Origin of the sequence: Streptomyces mutabilis (genome assembly GCF_046628145.1) — a bacterium.
Classification (GTDB): domain Bacteria; phylum Actinomycetota; class Actinomycetes; order Streptomycetales; family Streptomycetaceae; genus Streptomyces; species Streptomyces mutabilis.
Map to the genome: position 1 here is coordinate 5,606,322 of NZ_CP176874.1, position 14,145 is coordinate 5,620,466.

Consider the following 14,145-nt stretch of genomic DNA (forward strand, 5'->3'; position numbering starts at 1 on the left):
TCGGCTCCCCCATGCCAGGTCATTCGGAGGCCACCGCGGCCGGACCCCTTTCCACGCCCAGGCCCTCGGGCAGGACGCGTCACGATATCCATGGCCCGGCCCGCGAGCCGGCTGTTCACTCACGCGTAACACGCACGGCGCCTTCGTCACGGCGGCGAAACAACGAGGGGCGTCCACCGAAACCGCGCTGCGCCAATCTCTTGGCGCATAACCGGCCCACCCCTCATACCGCTCAGGCTTCGCCCGCACGGGGCCGTACCAACGACGAGGAGACGCCGATGGCTCCAGCCATCACGCTCGCCGCAGAGACGGAGCTCTCTGCCGCCAACACGGGCTTCATGCTCATCTGCTCCGCCCTGGTGATGCTCATGACGCCGGCCCTGGCCTTCTTCTACGGAGGCATGGTCCGGGTCAAGAGCACCCTGAACATGCTGATGATGAGCTTCATCAGCCTCGGCATCGTCACCGTCCTGTGGGTGCTGTACGGCTTCTCCATGGCGTTCGGCACGGACACCGGCAGCATCGTCGGCTGGAACTCCGACTGGGTCGGCCTCAGCAACATCGGCCTGACCGAGCTGTGGGACGGCTACACCATCCCCGTCTTCGTCTTCCTGGTCTTCCAGCTCATGTTCGCCGTCCTCACGCCCGCCCTGATCAGCGGTGCCCTCGCGGACCGCGTGAAGTTCACGGCCTGGGCGCTGTTCATCACCCTGTGGGCCACGATCGTCTACTTCCCGGTCGCCCACTGGGTCTGGGGCGCCGGCGGCTGGGCCTTCGAGCTGGGCGTCATCGACTTCGCCGGCGGCACGGCCGTGCACATCAACGCCGGCGCGGCCGCGCTCGGCGTGATCCTCGTCATCGGCAAGCGGGTCGGCTTCAAGAAGGACCCGATGCGCCCGCACAGCCTGCCGCTGGTCATGCTCGGCGCCGGCCTGCTCTGGTTCGGCTGGTTCGGCTTCAACGCCGGCTCCTGGCTCGGCAACGACGACGGCGTCGGCGCGCTGATGTTCGTCAACACGCAGGTCGCCACCGGCGCGGCCGTCCTCGGCTGGCTCGCCTACGAGAAGATCCGCCACGGCGCCTTCACCACGCTGGGCGCCGCCTCCGGCGCCGTCTCCGGCCTGGTCGCCATCACCCCGGCCGGCGGTGCGGTCTCCCCGCTCGGCGCGATCGCCGTCGGCCTCGTCGCCGGTGTGCTGTGCGCCATGGCGGTCGGCCTCAAGTACAAGTTCGGCTACGACGACTCCCTGGACGTCGTCGGCGTCCACCTCGTCGGCGGCATCCTCGGCTCCCTCCTCGTCGGCCTCTTCGCCACCGGCAAGGGCCAGTCCGACGTCGAGGGCCTCTTCTACGGCGGCGGCCTGGACCAGTTCTGGAAGCAGTGCGCCGGTGTCTTCGGCGTCCTCGCCTACTCCCTGGTCGTCTCTGCGATCCTCGCCCTGATCCTGCACAGGACGATCGGCATGCGGGTCCCCGAGGACGACGAGGTGGCCGGCATCGACCAGGCCGAGCACGCCGAGACCGCGTACGACTTCAGCGGCGCCGGCGGAGGCGCGGCCCGGACGACCGCACCCCCTGCCGCCGCCGCGACCGCTGCCCAGGCCGAGAGCAAGAAGGTGGACGCATGAAGCTCATCACCGCCGTGGTCAAGCCGCACCGGCTCGACGAGATCAAGGAGGCCCTCCAGGCCTTCGGGGTCCACGGACTGACCGTGACCGAGGCCAGCGGCTACGGCCGGCAGCGCGGCCACACCGAGGTCTACCGCGGGGCCGAGTACACCGTCGACCTGGTGCCCAAGATCCGCATCGAGGTGCTGGTCGAGGACGACGACGCCGAACAGCTCATCGAGGTCGTCGTCAAGGCGGCCCGCACGGGCAAGATCGGAGACGGCAAGGTCTGGTCGGTCCCGGTCGACACGGCCGTACGCGTCCGGACCGGCGAGCGCGGTCCGGACGCGCTGTGAGGCAGTCCTGAGGCACGACAACGGAACGGGAGTCGCCGGGTGACGAGTACGGACGTGACGAAGGAAGCAGAGGACTCCGGACCCGGCGGCTACGCGGCGGCCCGGCTGCGCCTCCTCACCGAGGGGGCGCGGTCCGGGCCGCCGCGCCGTGCCGCCCTCGCCGAGCTGACCGACGAGTGGCTGGCCGGCCTCTTCACCGCGGGCGCCGGCCCATTGCGGGGCGTCTCCCTGGTCGCCGTCGGCGGCTACGGCCGCGGCGAGCTGTCCCCGCGCAGCGACCTGGACCTGCTCCTGCTGCACGACGGCGGCGACGACAAGGCGGTCGCCGCCCTCGCCGACCGCCTCTGGTACCCCGTCTGGGACCTCGGCCTCGCCCTCGACCACTCCGTACGCACACCGGCCGAGGCCCGGAAGACGGCCGGCGAGGACCTCAAGGTCCAACTGGGCCTCCTGGACGCCCGCCACCTCGCCGGCGACCTGGGCCTGACCGCCTCGCTGCGCACCACCGTCCTCGCCGACTGGCGCAACCAGGCCCCCAAGCGCCTCCCCGAGCTCCGCGACCTGTGCGCCGAGCGCGGCGAACGCCAGGGGGAGCTGCAGTTCCTGCTGGAACCCGACCTCAAGGAGGCACGCGGCGGCCTGCGCGACGCCACCGCCCTGCGTGCCGTCGCCGCATCCTGGCTGGCCGACGCCCCGCGCGAGGGCCTTGCCGACGCCCGGCGCCGACTGCTCGACGTACGCGACGCGCTGCACCTGGCGACGGGCCGGGCCACCGACCGGCTGGCGTTGCAGGAGCAGGACCAGGTGGCGGCGGAGCTCGGTCTGCTGGACGCCGACGCGCTGCTGCGGCAGGTGTACGAGGCGGCGCGCGTCATCTCGTACGCCGGGGACGTCACCTGGCGTGAGGTGGGGCGCGTACTGCGGGCGCGCTCCGTGCGGCCGAGGCTGCGCGCCCTGTTGGGCGGCGGCAAACCCGTCCCCGAGCGCTCCCCGCTCGCCGAGGGCGTCGTGGAGCAGGACGGCGAGGTGGTGCTCGCCCGCACCGCCCGCCCCGAACGCGACCCCGTGCTCCCGCTGCGCGCCGCTGCCGCCGCCGCACAGGCCGGGCTCCCGCTCTCCCGGCACGCCGTCCGGCACCTCGCGGCCACCGCGGGGCCGCTGCCCGCGCCCTGGCCGGCCGAGGCACGGGAGCAACTGGTGACGCTGCTGGGTTCGGGCCGGCCCACGGTGCAGGTCTGGGAGGCGCTGGAGGCCGAGGGGCTGGTCACCCGGCTCCTGCCCGACTGGGAGCGGGTGCGCTGCCGCCCGCAGCGCAACGCCGTGCACGTGTGGACCGTCGACCGGCACCTCATCGAGACCGCCGTCCGCGCCGCCGGGTTCGCCCGCCGGGTCCACCGGCCCGACCTGCTGCTGGTCGCCGCGCTGCTGCACGACATCGGCAAGGGCTGGCCCGGCGACCACTCGGTGGCCGGGGAGACCATCGCTCGGGACGTGGCCGCCCGCATCGGCTTCGACCGCGCGGACGCGGCCGTCCTCGCCACCCTCGTACGCCACCACCTGCTGCTCGTCGAGACGGCCACCCGGCGCGACCTCGACGATCCGGCCACCGTCCGCGCGGTCGCCGAGGCGGTCGGTACGGAGGGCACCCTGGAACTGCTGCACGCCCTGACCGAGGCGGACGCGCTGGCCACCGGACCTGCGGCCTGGTCGTCCTGGCGTGGCTCCCTCGTCGCCGACCTGGTCAAACGCGTCTCGGCGGTCCTGGCCGGTGACCCGCCCGCGGAGCCCGAGGCCGACGCGCCCACCGCGGAGCAGGAACGGCTCGCCGTCGAGGCGTTCCGCACGGGTGGGCCGGTGCTCGCCCTGCGTGCCCAGACCGAGCCGCCGGCCGGTCCGGTGCCGAGCGCCGACCCGGAGCCGCTCGGTGTGGAGCTGCTGGTCGCCGTACCCGACCAGCCGGGCGTGCTCCCCGCGGTCGCCGGGGTCCTGGCCCTGCACCGGCTGACCGTCCGCACCGCGGAGCTGCGGTCCCTGCCGCTGCCGGACGGCGTGGACGGCTCCGTGCTGCTGCTGGACTGGCGGGTCGCCGCCGAGTACGGCTCCCTGCCGCAGGCCACCCGGCTCCGCGCCGACCTGGTCAGGGCACTGGACGGCACCCTGGACATCGCCGCGCGGCTCGCCGAGCGCGACGCCGCCTACCCCCGGCGCCGGGGCGTGGCGCCGCCCCCGCCCCGCGTGACGGTCGCCCCGGCCGCTTCCCGGCTGGCCACGGTGATCGAGGTCCGCGCCCAGGACGCGCCGGGGCTGCTGTTCCGGCTCGGGCGGGCGCTGGAGGGGGCGGGGGTGCGGGTGCGGAGTGCGCATGTGAGCACGTTGGGGGCGAACGCGGTGGATGCCTTCTATGTGACGGGGGGCGAGGGTGCGCCGTTGCCGGGGGAGGAGGCGGTGTCCGTGGCCCGGGGGCTGGAGGAGTTGCTGCGGGAGTGACCCGGTGGCCGCGTCCGTGATCCAGTCCCTGCCCGCTCTCCGCAGCGGGCAGGGACGATTTGCTTGCCGGGCCGGATACCCTGGAGGGCGACCCACACCAACGCCGACGCGAGGACCTACGCCGCCGTGTTCGATACTCTCTCCGACCGCCTGTCAGCCACCTTCAAATCCCTCCGGGGCAAAGGACGGCTGACCGAGGCGGACATCGACGCCACGGCCCGCGAGATCCGCATCGCGCTCCTTGAGGCCGACGTCGCCCTGCCCGTCGTCCGTGCCTTCATCAAGAAGGTCAAGGAGCGCTCCCTGGGCGCCGAGGTCTCCAAGGCGCTCAACCCCGCCCAGCAGGTCCTCAAGATCGTCAACGAGGAGCTGGTCGGCATCCTCGGCGGCGAGACCCGCCGCCTGCGCTTCGCCAAGCAGCCGCCGACCGTGATCATGCTGGCCGGTCTCCAGGGTGCCGGTAAGACCACCCTCGCGGGCAAGCTGGGCCGTTGGCTCAAGGAGCAGGGCCACTCCCCGCTCCTGGTCGCCTGCGACCTCCAGCGCCCCAACGCCGTCAACCAGCTCAGCGTCGTCGCCGAGCGCGCCGGTGTCGCGGTCTACGCGCCCGAGCCGGGCAACGGCGTGGGCGACCCGGTCAAGGTCGCCAAGGACTCCATCGAGTTCGCCAAGGCCAAGGTCCACGATCTGGTGATCGTCGACACCGCCGGCCGCCTCGGCATCGACCAGGAGCTGATGCAGCAGGCGGCGGACATCCGCGACGCCGTCTCGCCGGACGAGATCCTGTTCGTCGTCGACGCGATGATCGGTCAGGACGCGGTCAACACCGCCGAGGCCTTCCGCGACGGCGTCGGCTTCGACGGCGTGGTCCTCTCCAAGCTCGACGGCGACGCCCGCGGTGGTGCGGCCCTGTCGATCGCCTCGGTGACCGGCAAGCCGATCATGTTCGCGTCGAACGGCGAGAAGCTCGAGGACTTCGACGCCTTCCACCCCGACCGGATGGCCTCCCGCATCCTCGACATGGGTGACCTGCTCACCCTGATCGAGCAGGCGGAGAAGACGTTCAGCCAGGAAGAGGCCGAGAAGATGGCCTCCAAGCTGGCGTCCAAGAAGGGCCAGGACTTCACCCTGGACGACTTCCTGGCCCAGATGGAGCAGGTCAGGAAGATGGGCTCGATCTCCAAGCTCCTGGGGATGCTGCCCGGCATGGGCCAGATGAAGGACCAGATCAACAACCTCGACGAGCGCGACGTCGACCGCACGGCCGCCATCATCAAGTCGATGACCCCGGCCGAGCGCCAGGAGCCCACGATCATCAACGGCTCGCGCCGCGCCCGTATCGCCAAGGGCTCCGGCGTCGAGGTCAGCGCCGTGAAGAACCTGGTCGAGCGGTTCTTCGAGGCCCGCAAGATGATGTCCCGCATGGCCCAGGGCGGCGGCATGCCCGGTATGCCGGGGATGCCCGGTATGGGTGGCGGCCCGGGCCGGCAGAAGAAGCAGCAGAAGAAGGCCAAGGGCAAGCAGCGCTCCGGCAACCCGATGAAGCGCAAGCAGCAGGAGCAGGAGGAGGCCGCCCGCCGGGCCGCCGCCGCGCAGAACGGTGGCGCCCTCGGCCTGCCGCAGCAGGGCGCCAAGGACTTCGAGCTCCCGGACGAGTTCAAGAAGTTCATGGGCTGACGCCCTCGTCCGTACGTCCCTGGGGGCGCCCCTTCTCGGAGGGGGCGCCCCCGGCGCCGTACACCCACATGCCGACGCGGCTTTCCTGTCGTAACGTCCCGATATGGCCAACCCGTCCCCGCCGCGCAAGGCCCCCGAGCCGCCCTGGCGCACCGAGGGCACACCCGACGAGCCCCCCAAGCCGCCGTCCGGCGGCAGGAGGATGCGCGGCGGCTGGTGGAACCTGGTCCTGGCCGCGCTGATCGTCTACCTCATCGCCAACCTCGTGCTCTCCTTCTTCAACGAGGGCGACGAGCCGACCATCTCCTACACGGAGTTCAGCAAGCAGGTCGACGAGGGCAACGTCAGCAAGATCTACGCCAAGGGCGACGCGATCCAGGGCCAGCTGAAGAAGGCCCGGGACAACCCCGAGGGCGACGGGACGTACACCAAGTTCACGACCGAGCGCCCGACCTTCGCGGACGACCGGCTCTGGGACGAGCTGACCGAGCACAACGTCACCGTCACCGCCGAACCCGTCGTCCAGCAGCGCAGTTTCCTGGTCAACCTGCTGATCGCGCTGGCACCCATGCTGCTCCTGGTGGTGCTGTGGATCTTCATCGCCCGGCGGATGCGGGGCGCCCTCGGCGGCGGGGCGGGCGGCATGCTCGGCCGCAAGGCGCCGCCCAAGCCGGTCGAGCTGGAGCCGGGCAAGCAGCGCACCACCTTCGCGGACGTGGCCGGGATCGACGAGGTGGAGGGCGAACTCAGCGACGTCGTCGACTTCCTGAAGAACCCCGGCGCCTACCGCCGCATGGGCGCCAAGATGCCCCGGGGTGTCCTCCTGTCCGGCCCGCCCGGCACCGGGAAGACGCTCCTCGCGCGCGCGGTGGCCGGCGAGGCGGGCGTGCCGTTCTTCTCGGCGTCCGCGTCCGAGTTCATCGAGATGATCGTGGGCGTGGGCGCCTCCCGGGTGCGGGAGCTGTTCGCCGAGGCCCGGAAGGTGGCGCCGTCGATCATCTTCATCGACGAGATCGACACCATCGGCCGCGCGCGCGGCGGCGGGTCCGGCATGGGCGGCCACGACGAGCGCGAGCAGACCCTGAACCAGATCCTCACGGAGATGGACGGCTTCTCCGGCGCCGAGGGCGTGATCGTCATCGCCGCCACCAACCGCGCCGACATCCTCGACGCCGCCCTGACCCGCCCCGGCCGCTTCGACCGGGTCGTCAACGTCTCGCCGCCGGACCGGGGCGGCCGGAAGGCGATCCTGGAGATCCACACCCGCGAGATCCCGCTCGCCCCCGACGTCGACCTGGCCCAGGTCGCCCGCACGACCCCGGGCATGACCGGCGCGGAACTGGCCAACCTCGCCAACGAGGCCGCGCTGCTCGCCGTCAAGCGGAAGCAGGACCGGGTGACGCAGGCGAACCTCTCGGAGGCCCTGGAGAAGGTCCAGCTCGGGGCCGAACGCCCACTGGTGATGCCCGAGGAGGAGCGCCGGCGCACCGCCTACCACGAGAGCGGGCACGCCCTGCTGGGCATGCTGCAACCGGGCGCCGACCCGGTCCGCAAGATCACCATCGTGCCGCGCGGGCGGGCGCTGGGCGTGACGCTGTCGACGCCGGACGCGGACAAGTACGCGTACACCGAGGAGTACCTGCGCGGGCGGATCATCGGCGCGCTCGGCGGGATGGCGGCGGAGCAGGTGGTGTACGACGTGATCACCACCGGCTCGGAGAGCGACCTCGAGCAGGTCACCCGGATCGCGCGCGGCATGGTCGGTCGCTGGGGCATGAGCCGGCAGGTCGGCCGGCTCTCCGCACTGCCGGGCGACGCCCAGCAGGCCTACGGGCTCGCCGCGGCCCCGGCGACCCTCGACGCCATCGACGGCGAGATGCGGCGGGTCGTCGACGAGTGCTACGCGGAGGCCGTCCACAAGCTGCGCGACCACCGCGGGCAGCTCGACGCGCTGGCCGAGGCGCTGCTCGCGAGCGAGACGCTGGACGAGGCGGACGCGTACCGGATCGCCGGGATCACCCGGCTGACGAAGGACGGGCCGGACGTGTGATCACCGTCCGGCCCGTCGGTGTGCGCCTCCGCGCGGAGGCACGGTTCGCGTGCCCCCCGCTTCCGGGGCCTACTTCTGCGGGAACTTCCAGACGTAGGGCTCGCCGTCCTCTTCCTCCCAGTGGACCTCCACGCTCGTGGCGCCCGCGGGGATCACGTAGGTCTCGCAGAAGACGTGGCTCTCGCCCTGCTTCCAGTTGTCCACGTCGTACGGGTCCTCGCAGCCCGCGGCGTCCTCGGAGGCGCCGATGAGCACGCCGCCGCGCCGGCCGTCGGCGAAGACCGTGGTGCCGTCGTGCACGCTGGAGCCGTCGGTGAGGGCCGGGCCGCTCTTGTGCGTGTACTTGACGTGCGCGGTGGCCAGCACCTTCCCCTTGGCGTCCGCGGCGTCCGCCACCGCCTTGGCGGCCTCCGCCTCAGTGCCGACGTCGACCTTCTGCGCCACGACCTCGTAGGTGACCTCGCCCGGGTCCTCCGCGACCTTCCCCGTCGCGCTCTCGCCGGTCGCCAGGTCGCCGCCCGAGGCCGCCTGGGAGGGCGAGGCGGACGCCTCGGGGCTCGACGAGCCCTTCGCGTCGGCGTCGGCGTCGTCTCCGCCCCCGCAGGCGGTGAGGGCCAGGGCGAGGACGGCGACGGGCGCGGCGAGGCGCAGCGCGGTCTTGTGGTGCGGCACTACAGGCTCCTGTATGCAGATGTGTCTTTCCCCCGAACGGTGGATCAGACTAAGGGCCCAGGACCCGCCCGAAGAATCGGGCGATGGCCTGCCCCGGCATCTTCACACCATTCACACCTGCATCGCACCCGGGTCGAAAGAAGCCGTTCAGGTGCCGCGTCCGTCCGGTCGGAAACCGTCGTCAGGGAGTCCGGGCGATCAAGTACCGGAACACGTTCGGCATCCACACGGTCCCGTCGGGCCGCCGGTGCGGATGCAGTGCCTCCGCCAGCTCCTTGTCGACCTGTTCCTCGTCGGTCGCCGCGATCGCCGCGTCGAACAGGCCGGTCGACAGCAGCCCGCGCACCGCGCTGTCGGCGTCGGCGTATCCGAAGGGGCACGCCACCCGTCCCGACCCGTCCGGCCTGAGCCCGGCCCGCTGGGCGACCTCCTCCAGGTCGTCGCGCAGGGCGGGACGCCAGCTGCCCGCGCTGCGCAGCGGGTCCGCGAGCTTGGTGGCCACCCGCAGCACCGACGTCGTGGCGCACCGCTCCGGCGGGCCCCAGCCCGCCAGCACGACGGCCGCCCCGCGCCCGGCGAGCGGCGTCGCCTGGGCGAGCAGCTCGGCGAGCCCGTCCGAGTCGCCCGCGAGGCACCCGATGGGCTCGAATGCGGTCACCAAGGTGAACGCCGGCATCGACGGGTCGGCCGCGTCCCGGGGGGCGCCCTCCACGACCCGTACCGCGTCCGCCCGTACCGCGTCGGCACGCGCGCGTGTGTCCCGGGTGTCCGCCGTGCCGTGCCCTTCGGGCGTCCCGGGAAGCAGCCGCCGACGCGCCAGGTCCAGGCGTTCCGGGAAGCGGGAGTCGACCCCGGTCACCGCGGCGCCCCGCGAGGCGGCCATCAGCAGCGCCAGCCCGGAACCGCAGCCCAGCCCCAGCACGCGTGTACCGCCGCCCACGTCCAGTCGCTCGTAGACGGCCTCGTAGAGCGGTACGAGCATCCGCTCCTGTATCTCGGACCAGTCACGCGCGCGTGCACGCAGGTCCACGCGAGGCGTCGTCCCCGCGTGAGATGAGTGCTGCCGCACGAGCGTAGGTGTCATAGGAAAGCGCCCCAATCGCCGAGTGTTGCCGCCGTGCCCGATTCCGTGGCCCCCGTGCAGTGCGCTCGCACTCCCCCCGTATGCCAGGAAACTCCGGGCTCGCCGTGGCGTCCAGTGGTAGCGGGGCCCGGTTTGCCCGAACCCCGCCACAGTGGCGAGATTTCACTTCCCGGCAACGTGGGCCTGGCCGCGCGGTACTCGGGGTAGCCCCTGCGCGACGCCTTCGGCGGTTGGCCTGAAGGTGTCCCTCGGTGATGACAGCGGGTGGCGACCGGGCCGACGAGACGGTTCCGGCCAAGGTCGGCGTGCCCGGCGAACACTCCGCCGGGAAGCGGACCGGTCCGGCGAGGGGCGGTGCCGCACGCCGCTGACGCACCCGGTAACCTCGCACCCGTCGACGCGTCCCGCGATGCGCCCGATCGGGTGGCGCCCTTCCGGTTCGACCGCGGCCGAAACGCCTCTTGCGCACCCAGGAGTCTCACGCAACCCGGCGCGTGGACGAGGCCTACGCGCCGGCGCGTACGGCGGACTACGCACCAGCTTGTGACGAGCTGCGAGGCTTCTCCGCAGATCAGCGCACCCGCCCTCGTCGCGACGCATCAGCGGCAACTGACGGGTACGTGCAAATTATTTGGGATGCCCCGGAATAGGAACACAGCGGCACCCCGGCTCGTTGTCATTACGTGAGCACGACACCACCTGTTCTCGCCGCAGAGCTGGCGCAGGCGTGGGCCGACATTCAGCGGCACCACACCGAGCTGCCGGATCTTGCCGCGCCCGAGTCCCTGATCGGAGAGTCGTCGTCCGCCTGCGGGCACGAGCTCTCCTTCGAGCGACTGCTCCATGAGGCAGTCCACGGCATCGCCGCCGCGCGCGGAGTACGCGACACCTCCCGCGCGGGGCGCTATCACAACCGTCGATTCCTTGCGATCGCCGAGGAGTTGGGCCTCGACCACCCCGAGGAGCCGCATCCCAGCAGCGGCTTCTCGCTGGTCACGCTCAGCCCCGAGGCGAAGCGCCGCTACCGCCCGACGATCGAGCGCCTCCAGCGCGCACTGAAGGCCCACACCGCGGCGACCGCGACCGACTCGGCCCGCAGCTTCCGCGGCCCGGCCGCCCGCCACGGCTCCTCCGGGGGCGGGGTGCGCGTGAAGGCGGTCTGCGACTGCGGACGCAACGTGCGGGTCGTCCCGTCGGTCCTCGCCCAGGCGCCGATCATGTGCGGCGGCTGCGGCAAGCCGTTCCGGATCCCGGAGGTGGTCGGCGCGGCGGCGGGCTGAGGATCCGGCTGCTCGTGGCAGCCGGATCCGGGCGCGGTGGCCCCGGTCCGCCCTCGGTCCGAAGGGGCTGCCCGTGTGTGGCACAATGGTCAGCTGTACTCGACAGTCGCACAGGACCCCTCTCTCCTCCGGCTGACGCGTCCATCGGGCACTCGGGTACCGCAACCCCACGCGGCCTTCCCGCCGTGCCCACCCACGTCAAAACCAGGAGAACCCACTCCCGTGGCAGTCAAGATCAAGCTGAAGCGTCTGGGCAAGATCCGTTCGCCTCACTACCGCATCGTCGTCGCCGACTCCCGTACCCGCCGTGACGGCCGGGCCATCGAGGAGATCGGCAAGTACCACCCGACGTACAACCCGTCGGTGATGGAGGTCGACGCCGAGCGCGTGGCGTACTGGCTCTCCGTCGGCGCCCAGCCGACCGAGCCCGTGCTCGCCATCCTGAAGAAGACCGGCGACTGGCAGAAGTTCAAGGGCGAGCCCGCCCCGGCGCCGCTGCTGCAGCCGGCCGAGAAGTCGGCCCGTCCGTCCTTCGAGGCGCTGGGCGGCGACGACGAGGGCAAGGGTGAGGCGATCACCCAGAAGAAGAAGGCCGAGAAGAAGGACGAGGCCCCGGCCGAGTCCGAGTCGACCGAGGCCTGAGCATGCTCGAGGAGGCTCTCGAGCACCTCGTGAAGGGCATCGTCGACAACCCTGACGATGTGCAGGTCGCCTCGCGCAACCTGCGCCGCGGGCGGGTGCTCGAGGTCCGGGTCCACCCCGACGACCTCGGCAAGGTGATCGGCCGCAACGGCCGCACCGCACGCGCTCTGCGCACCGTCGTGGGGGCCATCGGCGGCCGAGGCGTCCGCGTCGACCTCGTCGACGTGGACCACGTCCGCTGACGCCGAACGCAGCACCGGCTCGGGCCGGGGAGGGCCACTGGGCCGTCCCCGGCCCGCAGTCGTTGTGAGCCCCGTACGGTACGAGCCCCGTACGGCTCACCGCAGTTCCGACAGGAGATCAACCACAGTGCAGCTGGTAGTCGCGCGCATCGGCCGCGCCCACGGGATCAAGGGCGAGGTCACCGTCGAGGTCCGCACCGACGAGCCGGAGCTGCGGCTCGGGCCCGGTGCCGTCCTGGCCACCGACCCCGCGTCCGTCGGTCCGCTCACCATCGAGACCGGCCGGGTCCACAGCGGCCGCCTCCTGCTGCGCTTCGCCGGCGTCCACGACCGCACGGGCGCCGAGGCGCTGCGCAACACCCTCCTGATCGCCGACGTCGACCCGGACGAGCGTCCCGAGGACGAGGACGAGTACTACGACCACCAGCTGATCGACCTCGACGTGGTGACCAAGGACGGCGAAGAGGTCGGCCGGATCACCGAGATCTCCCACCTGCCCACGCAGGACCTCTTGGTGGTGGAGCGCCCCGACGGCAGCGAGGTCTACGTGCCGTTCGTCTCGGAGATCGTCACCGAGATCGACCTGGACGAGCAGCGCGCGGTGATCGATCCGCCGCCCGGCCTGATCGACGACCGCGCGGAGATCGCTTCCGCGCGTGATGCCGCCGGTGACGAAGAGGACGGCGCGTAAATGCGGCTCGACGTCGTCACGATCTTCCCCGAGTACCTCGAACCGCTGAACGTCTCCCTCGTCGGCAAGGCACGCGCGCGCGGGCAGCTGAACGTCCACGTGCACGACCTCCGCGACTGGACCTACGACCGGCACAACACCGTCGACGACACCCCGTACGGCGGCGGTCCCGGCATGGTGATGAAGACCGAGCCCTGGGGCGACGCACTGGACGCCGTCCTGGCCGACGGCTACGAGACGGGCTCCGGTGAGCCCGCCCTCATCGTGCCCACACCCAGCGGCCGGCCCTTCACCCAGGAGCTCGCCGTCCACCTCTCCGAGCGGCCCTGGCTGATCTTCACCCCGGCCCGCTACGAGGGCATCGACCGCCGCGTGATCGACGAGTACGCGACCCGGATGCCGGTCCACGAGGTGTCCATCGGCGACTACGTCCTGGCCGGCGGCGAGGCGGCCGTACTGGTCGTCACCGAGGCCGTGGCGCGGCTGCTGCCCGGTGTCCTGGGCAACGCCGAGTCCCACCGCGACGACTCCTTCGCCCCAGGCGCCATGGCCAACCTGCTGGAGGGCCCCGTCCACACCAAGCCGCCGCAGTGGCGCGGACGCGGCATCCCGGAGGTGCTCCTCAGCGGCCACCACGGGAAGATCGCCCGCTGGCGCCGCGACGAGGCCCTGCGGCGTACGACGGCCAACCGGCCCGACCTGATCGAGCGGTGCGCCCCCGAGGCCTTCGACAAGAAGGACCGCGAGATGCTCTCCATCCTGGGCTGGGAACCCGACCCGGAGGGGGAGCCGTACGGCCGATTTTGGCGCAGGACGCCGGGCGTGGAAGAATAGGCGGCTGTTGTGCGTCCGTCCGGAGCGCGCCCCTGCCACAGGGGGAGACGACGCCCGTCCCGACCCGCACGGCCCTGATTCCGAAACACCTAGTTTCCGCTGATGACCTGTGGCATCAGCGAAGAAAGCAGACGAAATGTCTCACCTGCTCGACTCCGTCGACGCCGCGTCGCTGCGCAGCGACGTCCCGGCCTTCCGCCCCGGCGACACCGTCAACGTCCACGTCCGCGTCATCGAGGGCAACCGCTCCCGTGTGCAGCAGTTCAAGGGCGTAGTCATCCGCCGCCAGGGCGCCGGCGTGCGCGAGACCTTCACGGTCCGCAAGGTCTCCTTCTCCGTCGGCGTCGAGCGCACCTTCCCGGTGCACACCCCGATCGTGGAGAAGATCGAGCTCGTCACCAAGGGTGACGTCCGCCGCGCCAAGCTGTACTACCTGCGCGAGCTGCGCGGCAAGGCCGCGAAGATCAAGGAGAAGCGCGAGAACTGAGCGCCCTCCGAGGTCCGTGCCGGGGCCGGATAGCAT

The 14,145-nt window shown here is 72.0% G+C and carries 13 protein-coding genes; 11 read left to right on the forward strand and 2 right to left on the reverse strand.

Annotation, left to right across the window (positions count from 1 at the left end; all coding sequences use genetic code 11):
* Nucleotides 1–278: 278 nt before the first annotated feature.
* The 5 genes from ACLIN4_RS25445 to ftsH all read left to right on the forward strand — a co-directional run bounded on the left by ACLIN4_RS25445 (nt 279) and on the right by ftsH (nt 8,177).
* Nucleotides 279–1,628, forward strand: a complete 1,350-nt coding sequence (locus ACLIN4_RS25445) for an ammonium transporter (RefSeq protein ID WP_100044554.1) — start codon at nt 279–281, stop codon at nt 1,626–1,628.
* Nucleotides 1,625–1,963 carry a P-II family nitrogen regulator gene (locus ACLIN4_RS25450; protein ID WP_019328769.1) on the forward strand — a complete coding sequence of 113 codons (339 nt, stop codon included), beginning with the start codon at nt 1,625–1,627 and terminating at the stop codon, nt 1,961–1,963. Before ACLIN4_RS25445 ends, ACLIN4_RS25450 begins: the two co-directional genes overlap by 4 nt.
* A 39-nt stretch (nt 1,964–2,002) precedes the next feature.
* Complete coding sequence (locus tag ACLIN4_RS25455; protein WP_411576262.1) at nt 2,003–4,450, forward strand: [protein-PII] uridylyltransferase; 2,448 nt, start codon at nt 2,003–2,005, stop codon at nt 4,448–4,450.
* A gap of 126 nt (nt 4,451–4,576) precedes the next feature.
* A complete protein-coding gene (gene ffh / locus ACLIN4_RS25460) occupies nt 4,577–6,127 on the forward strand; it encodes a signal recognition particle protein (RefSeq protein ID WP_289910433.1) in 1,551 nt (516 codons plus the stop codon).
* A gap of 103 nt (nt 6,128–6,230) precedes the next feature.
* Nucleotides 6,231–8,177, forward strand: coding sequence for an ATP-dependent zinc metalloprotease FtsH (gene ftsH / locus ACLIN4_RS25465; RefSeq protein WP_307652047.1), 1,947 nt, complete (start codon nt 6,231–6,233; stop codon nt 8,175–8,177).
* Between the two features lie 69 nt (nt 8,178–8,246).
* Here ftsH and ACLIN4_RS25470 read toward each other — a convergent pair whose 3' ends face one another.
* Nucleotides 8,247–8,849, reverse strand: coding sequence for a hypothetical protein (locus tag ACLIN4_RS25470; RefSeq protein WP_107476578.1), 603 nt, complete (start codon nt 8,847–8,849; stop codon nt 8,247–8,249).
* 181 nt (nt 8,850–9,030) lie between these two features.
* Nucleotides 9,031–9,933, reverse strand: coding sequence for a class I SAM-dependent methyltransferase (locus ACLIN4_RS25475; RefSeq protein WP_289910428.1), 903 nt, complete (start codon nt 9,931–9,933; stop codon nt 9,031–9,033).
* A 683-nt stretch (nt 9,934–10,616) separates the two neighbouring features.
* Between ACLIN4_RS25475 and ACLIN4_RS25480 the strand changes: the two genes are divergently transcribed.
* The 6 genes from ACLIN4_RS25480 to rplS all read left to right on the forward strand — a co-directional run bounded on the left by ACLIN4_RS25480 (nt 10,617) and on the right by rplS (nt 14,109).
* Complete coding sequence (locus ACLIN4_RS25480; RefSeq protein WP_043379434.1) at nt 10,617–11,213, forward strand: hypothetical protein; 597 nt, start codon at nt 10,617–10,619, stop codon at nt 11,211–11,213.
* A 222-nt stretch (nt 11,214–11,435) separates the two neighbouring features.
* On the forward strand, nt 11,436–11,855 hold the full coding sequence (gene rpsP / locus ACLIN4_RS25485) for a 30S ribosomal protein S16 (RefSeq protein WP_073731582.1): 420 nt from the start codon (nt 11,436–11,438) through the stop codon (nt 11,853–11,855).
* Between the two features lie 2 nt (nt 11,856–11,857).
* Nucleotides 11,858–12,097 (forward strand): RNA-binding protein, encoded by a 240-nt coding sequence (locus ACLIN4_RS25490; protein ID WP_003973401.1) that lies wholly within the window; start codon nt 11,858–11,860, stop codon nt 12,095–12,097.
* Between the two features lie 127 nt (nt 12,098–12,224).
* Nucleotides 12,225–12,788 (forward strand): ribosome maturation factor RimM, encoded by a 564-nt coding sequence (gene rimM / locus ACLIN4_RS25495; protein WP_411576263.1) that lies wholly within the window; start codon nt 12,225–12,227, stop codon nt 12,786–12,788.
* The gene (gene trmD / locus ACLIN4_RS25500; RefSeq protein ID WP_100044560.1) at nt 12,789–13,622 is read left to right on the forward strand and encodes a tRNA (guanosine(37)-N1)-methyltransferase TrmD; all 834 of its coding nucleotides are present in this window, start codon (nt 12,789–12,791) and stop codon (nt 13,620–13,622) included.
* A gap of 136 nt (nt 13,623–13,758) precedes the next feature.
* A complete protein-coding gene (gene rplS / locus ACLIN4_RS25505; RefSeq protein ID WP_018531094.1) occupies nt 13,759–14,109 on the forward strand; it encodes a 50S ribosomal protein L19 in 351 nt (116 codons plus the stop codon).
* The last annotated feature ends 36 nt before the right edge of the window (nt 14,110–14,145 follow it).

What these genes read in the sequence shown, in the direction of transcription:
- rplS (WP_018531094.1), top strand. Translation starts at nt 13,759, where the DNA reads ATGTCTCACCTGCTCGACTCCGTCGACGCCGCGTCGCTGCGCAGCGAC.
- ACLIN4_RS25490 (WP_003973401.1), top strand. Translation starts at nt 11,858, where the DNA reads ATGCTCGAGGAGGCTCTCGAGCACCTCGTGAAGGGCATCGTCGACAAC.
- ACLIN4_RS25475 (WP_289910428.1), bottom strand. Translation starts at nt 9,933, where the DNA reads ATGACACCTACGCTCGTGCGGCAGCACTCATCTCACGCGGGGACGACG.
- ACLIN4_RS25450 (WP_019328769.1), top strand. Translation starts at nt 1,625, where the DNA reads ATGAAGCTCATCACCGCCGTGGTCAAGCCGCACCGGCTCGACGAGATC.
- ACLIN4_RS25445 (WP_100044554.1), top strand. Translation starts at nt 279, where the DNA reads ATGGCTCCAGCCATCACGCTCGCCGCAGAGACGGAGCTCTCTGCCGCC.
- trmD (WP_100044560.1), top strand. Translation starts at nt 12,789, where the DNA reads ATGCGGCTCGACGTCGTCACGATCTTCCCCGAGTACCTCGAACCGCTG.
- ftsH (WP_307652047.1), top strand. Translation starts at nt 6,231, where the DNA reads ATGGCCAACCCGTCCCCGCCGCGCAAGGCCCCCGAGCCGCCCTGGCGC.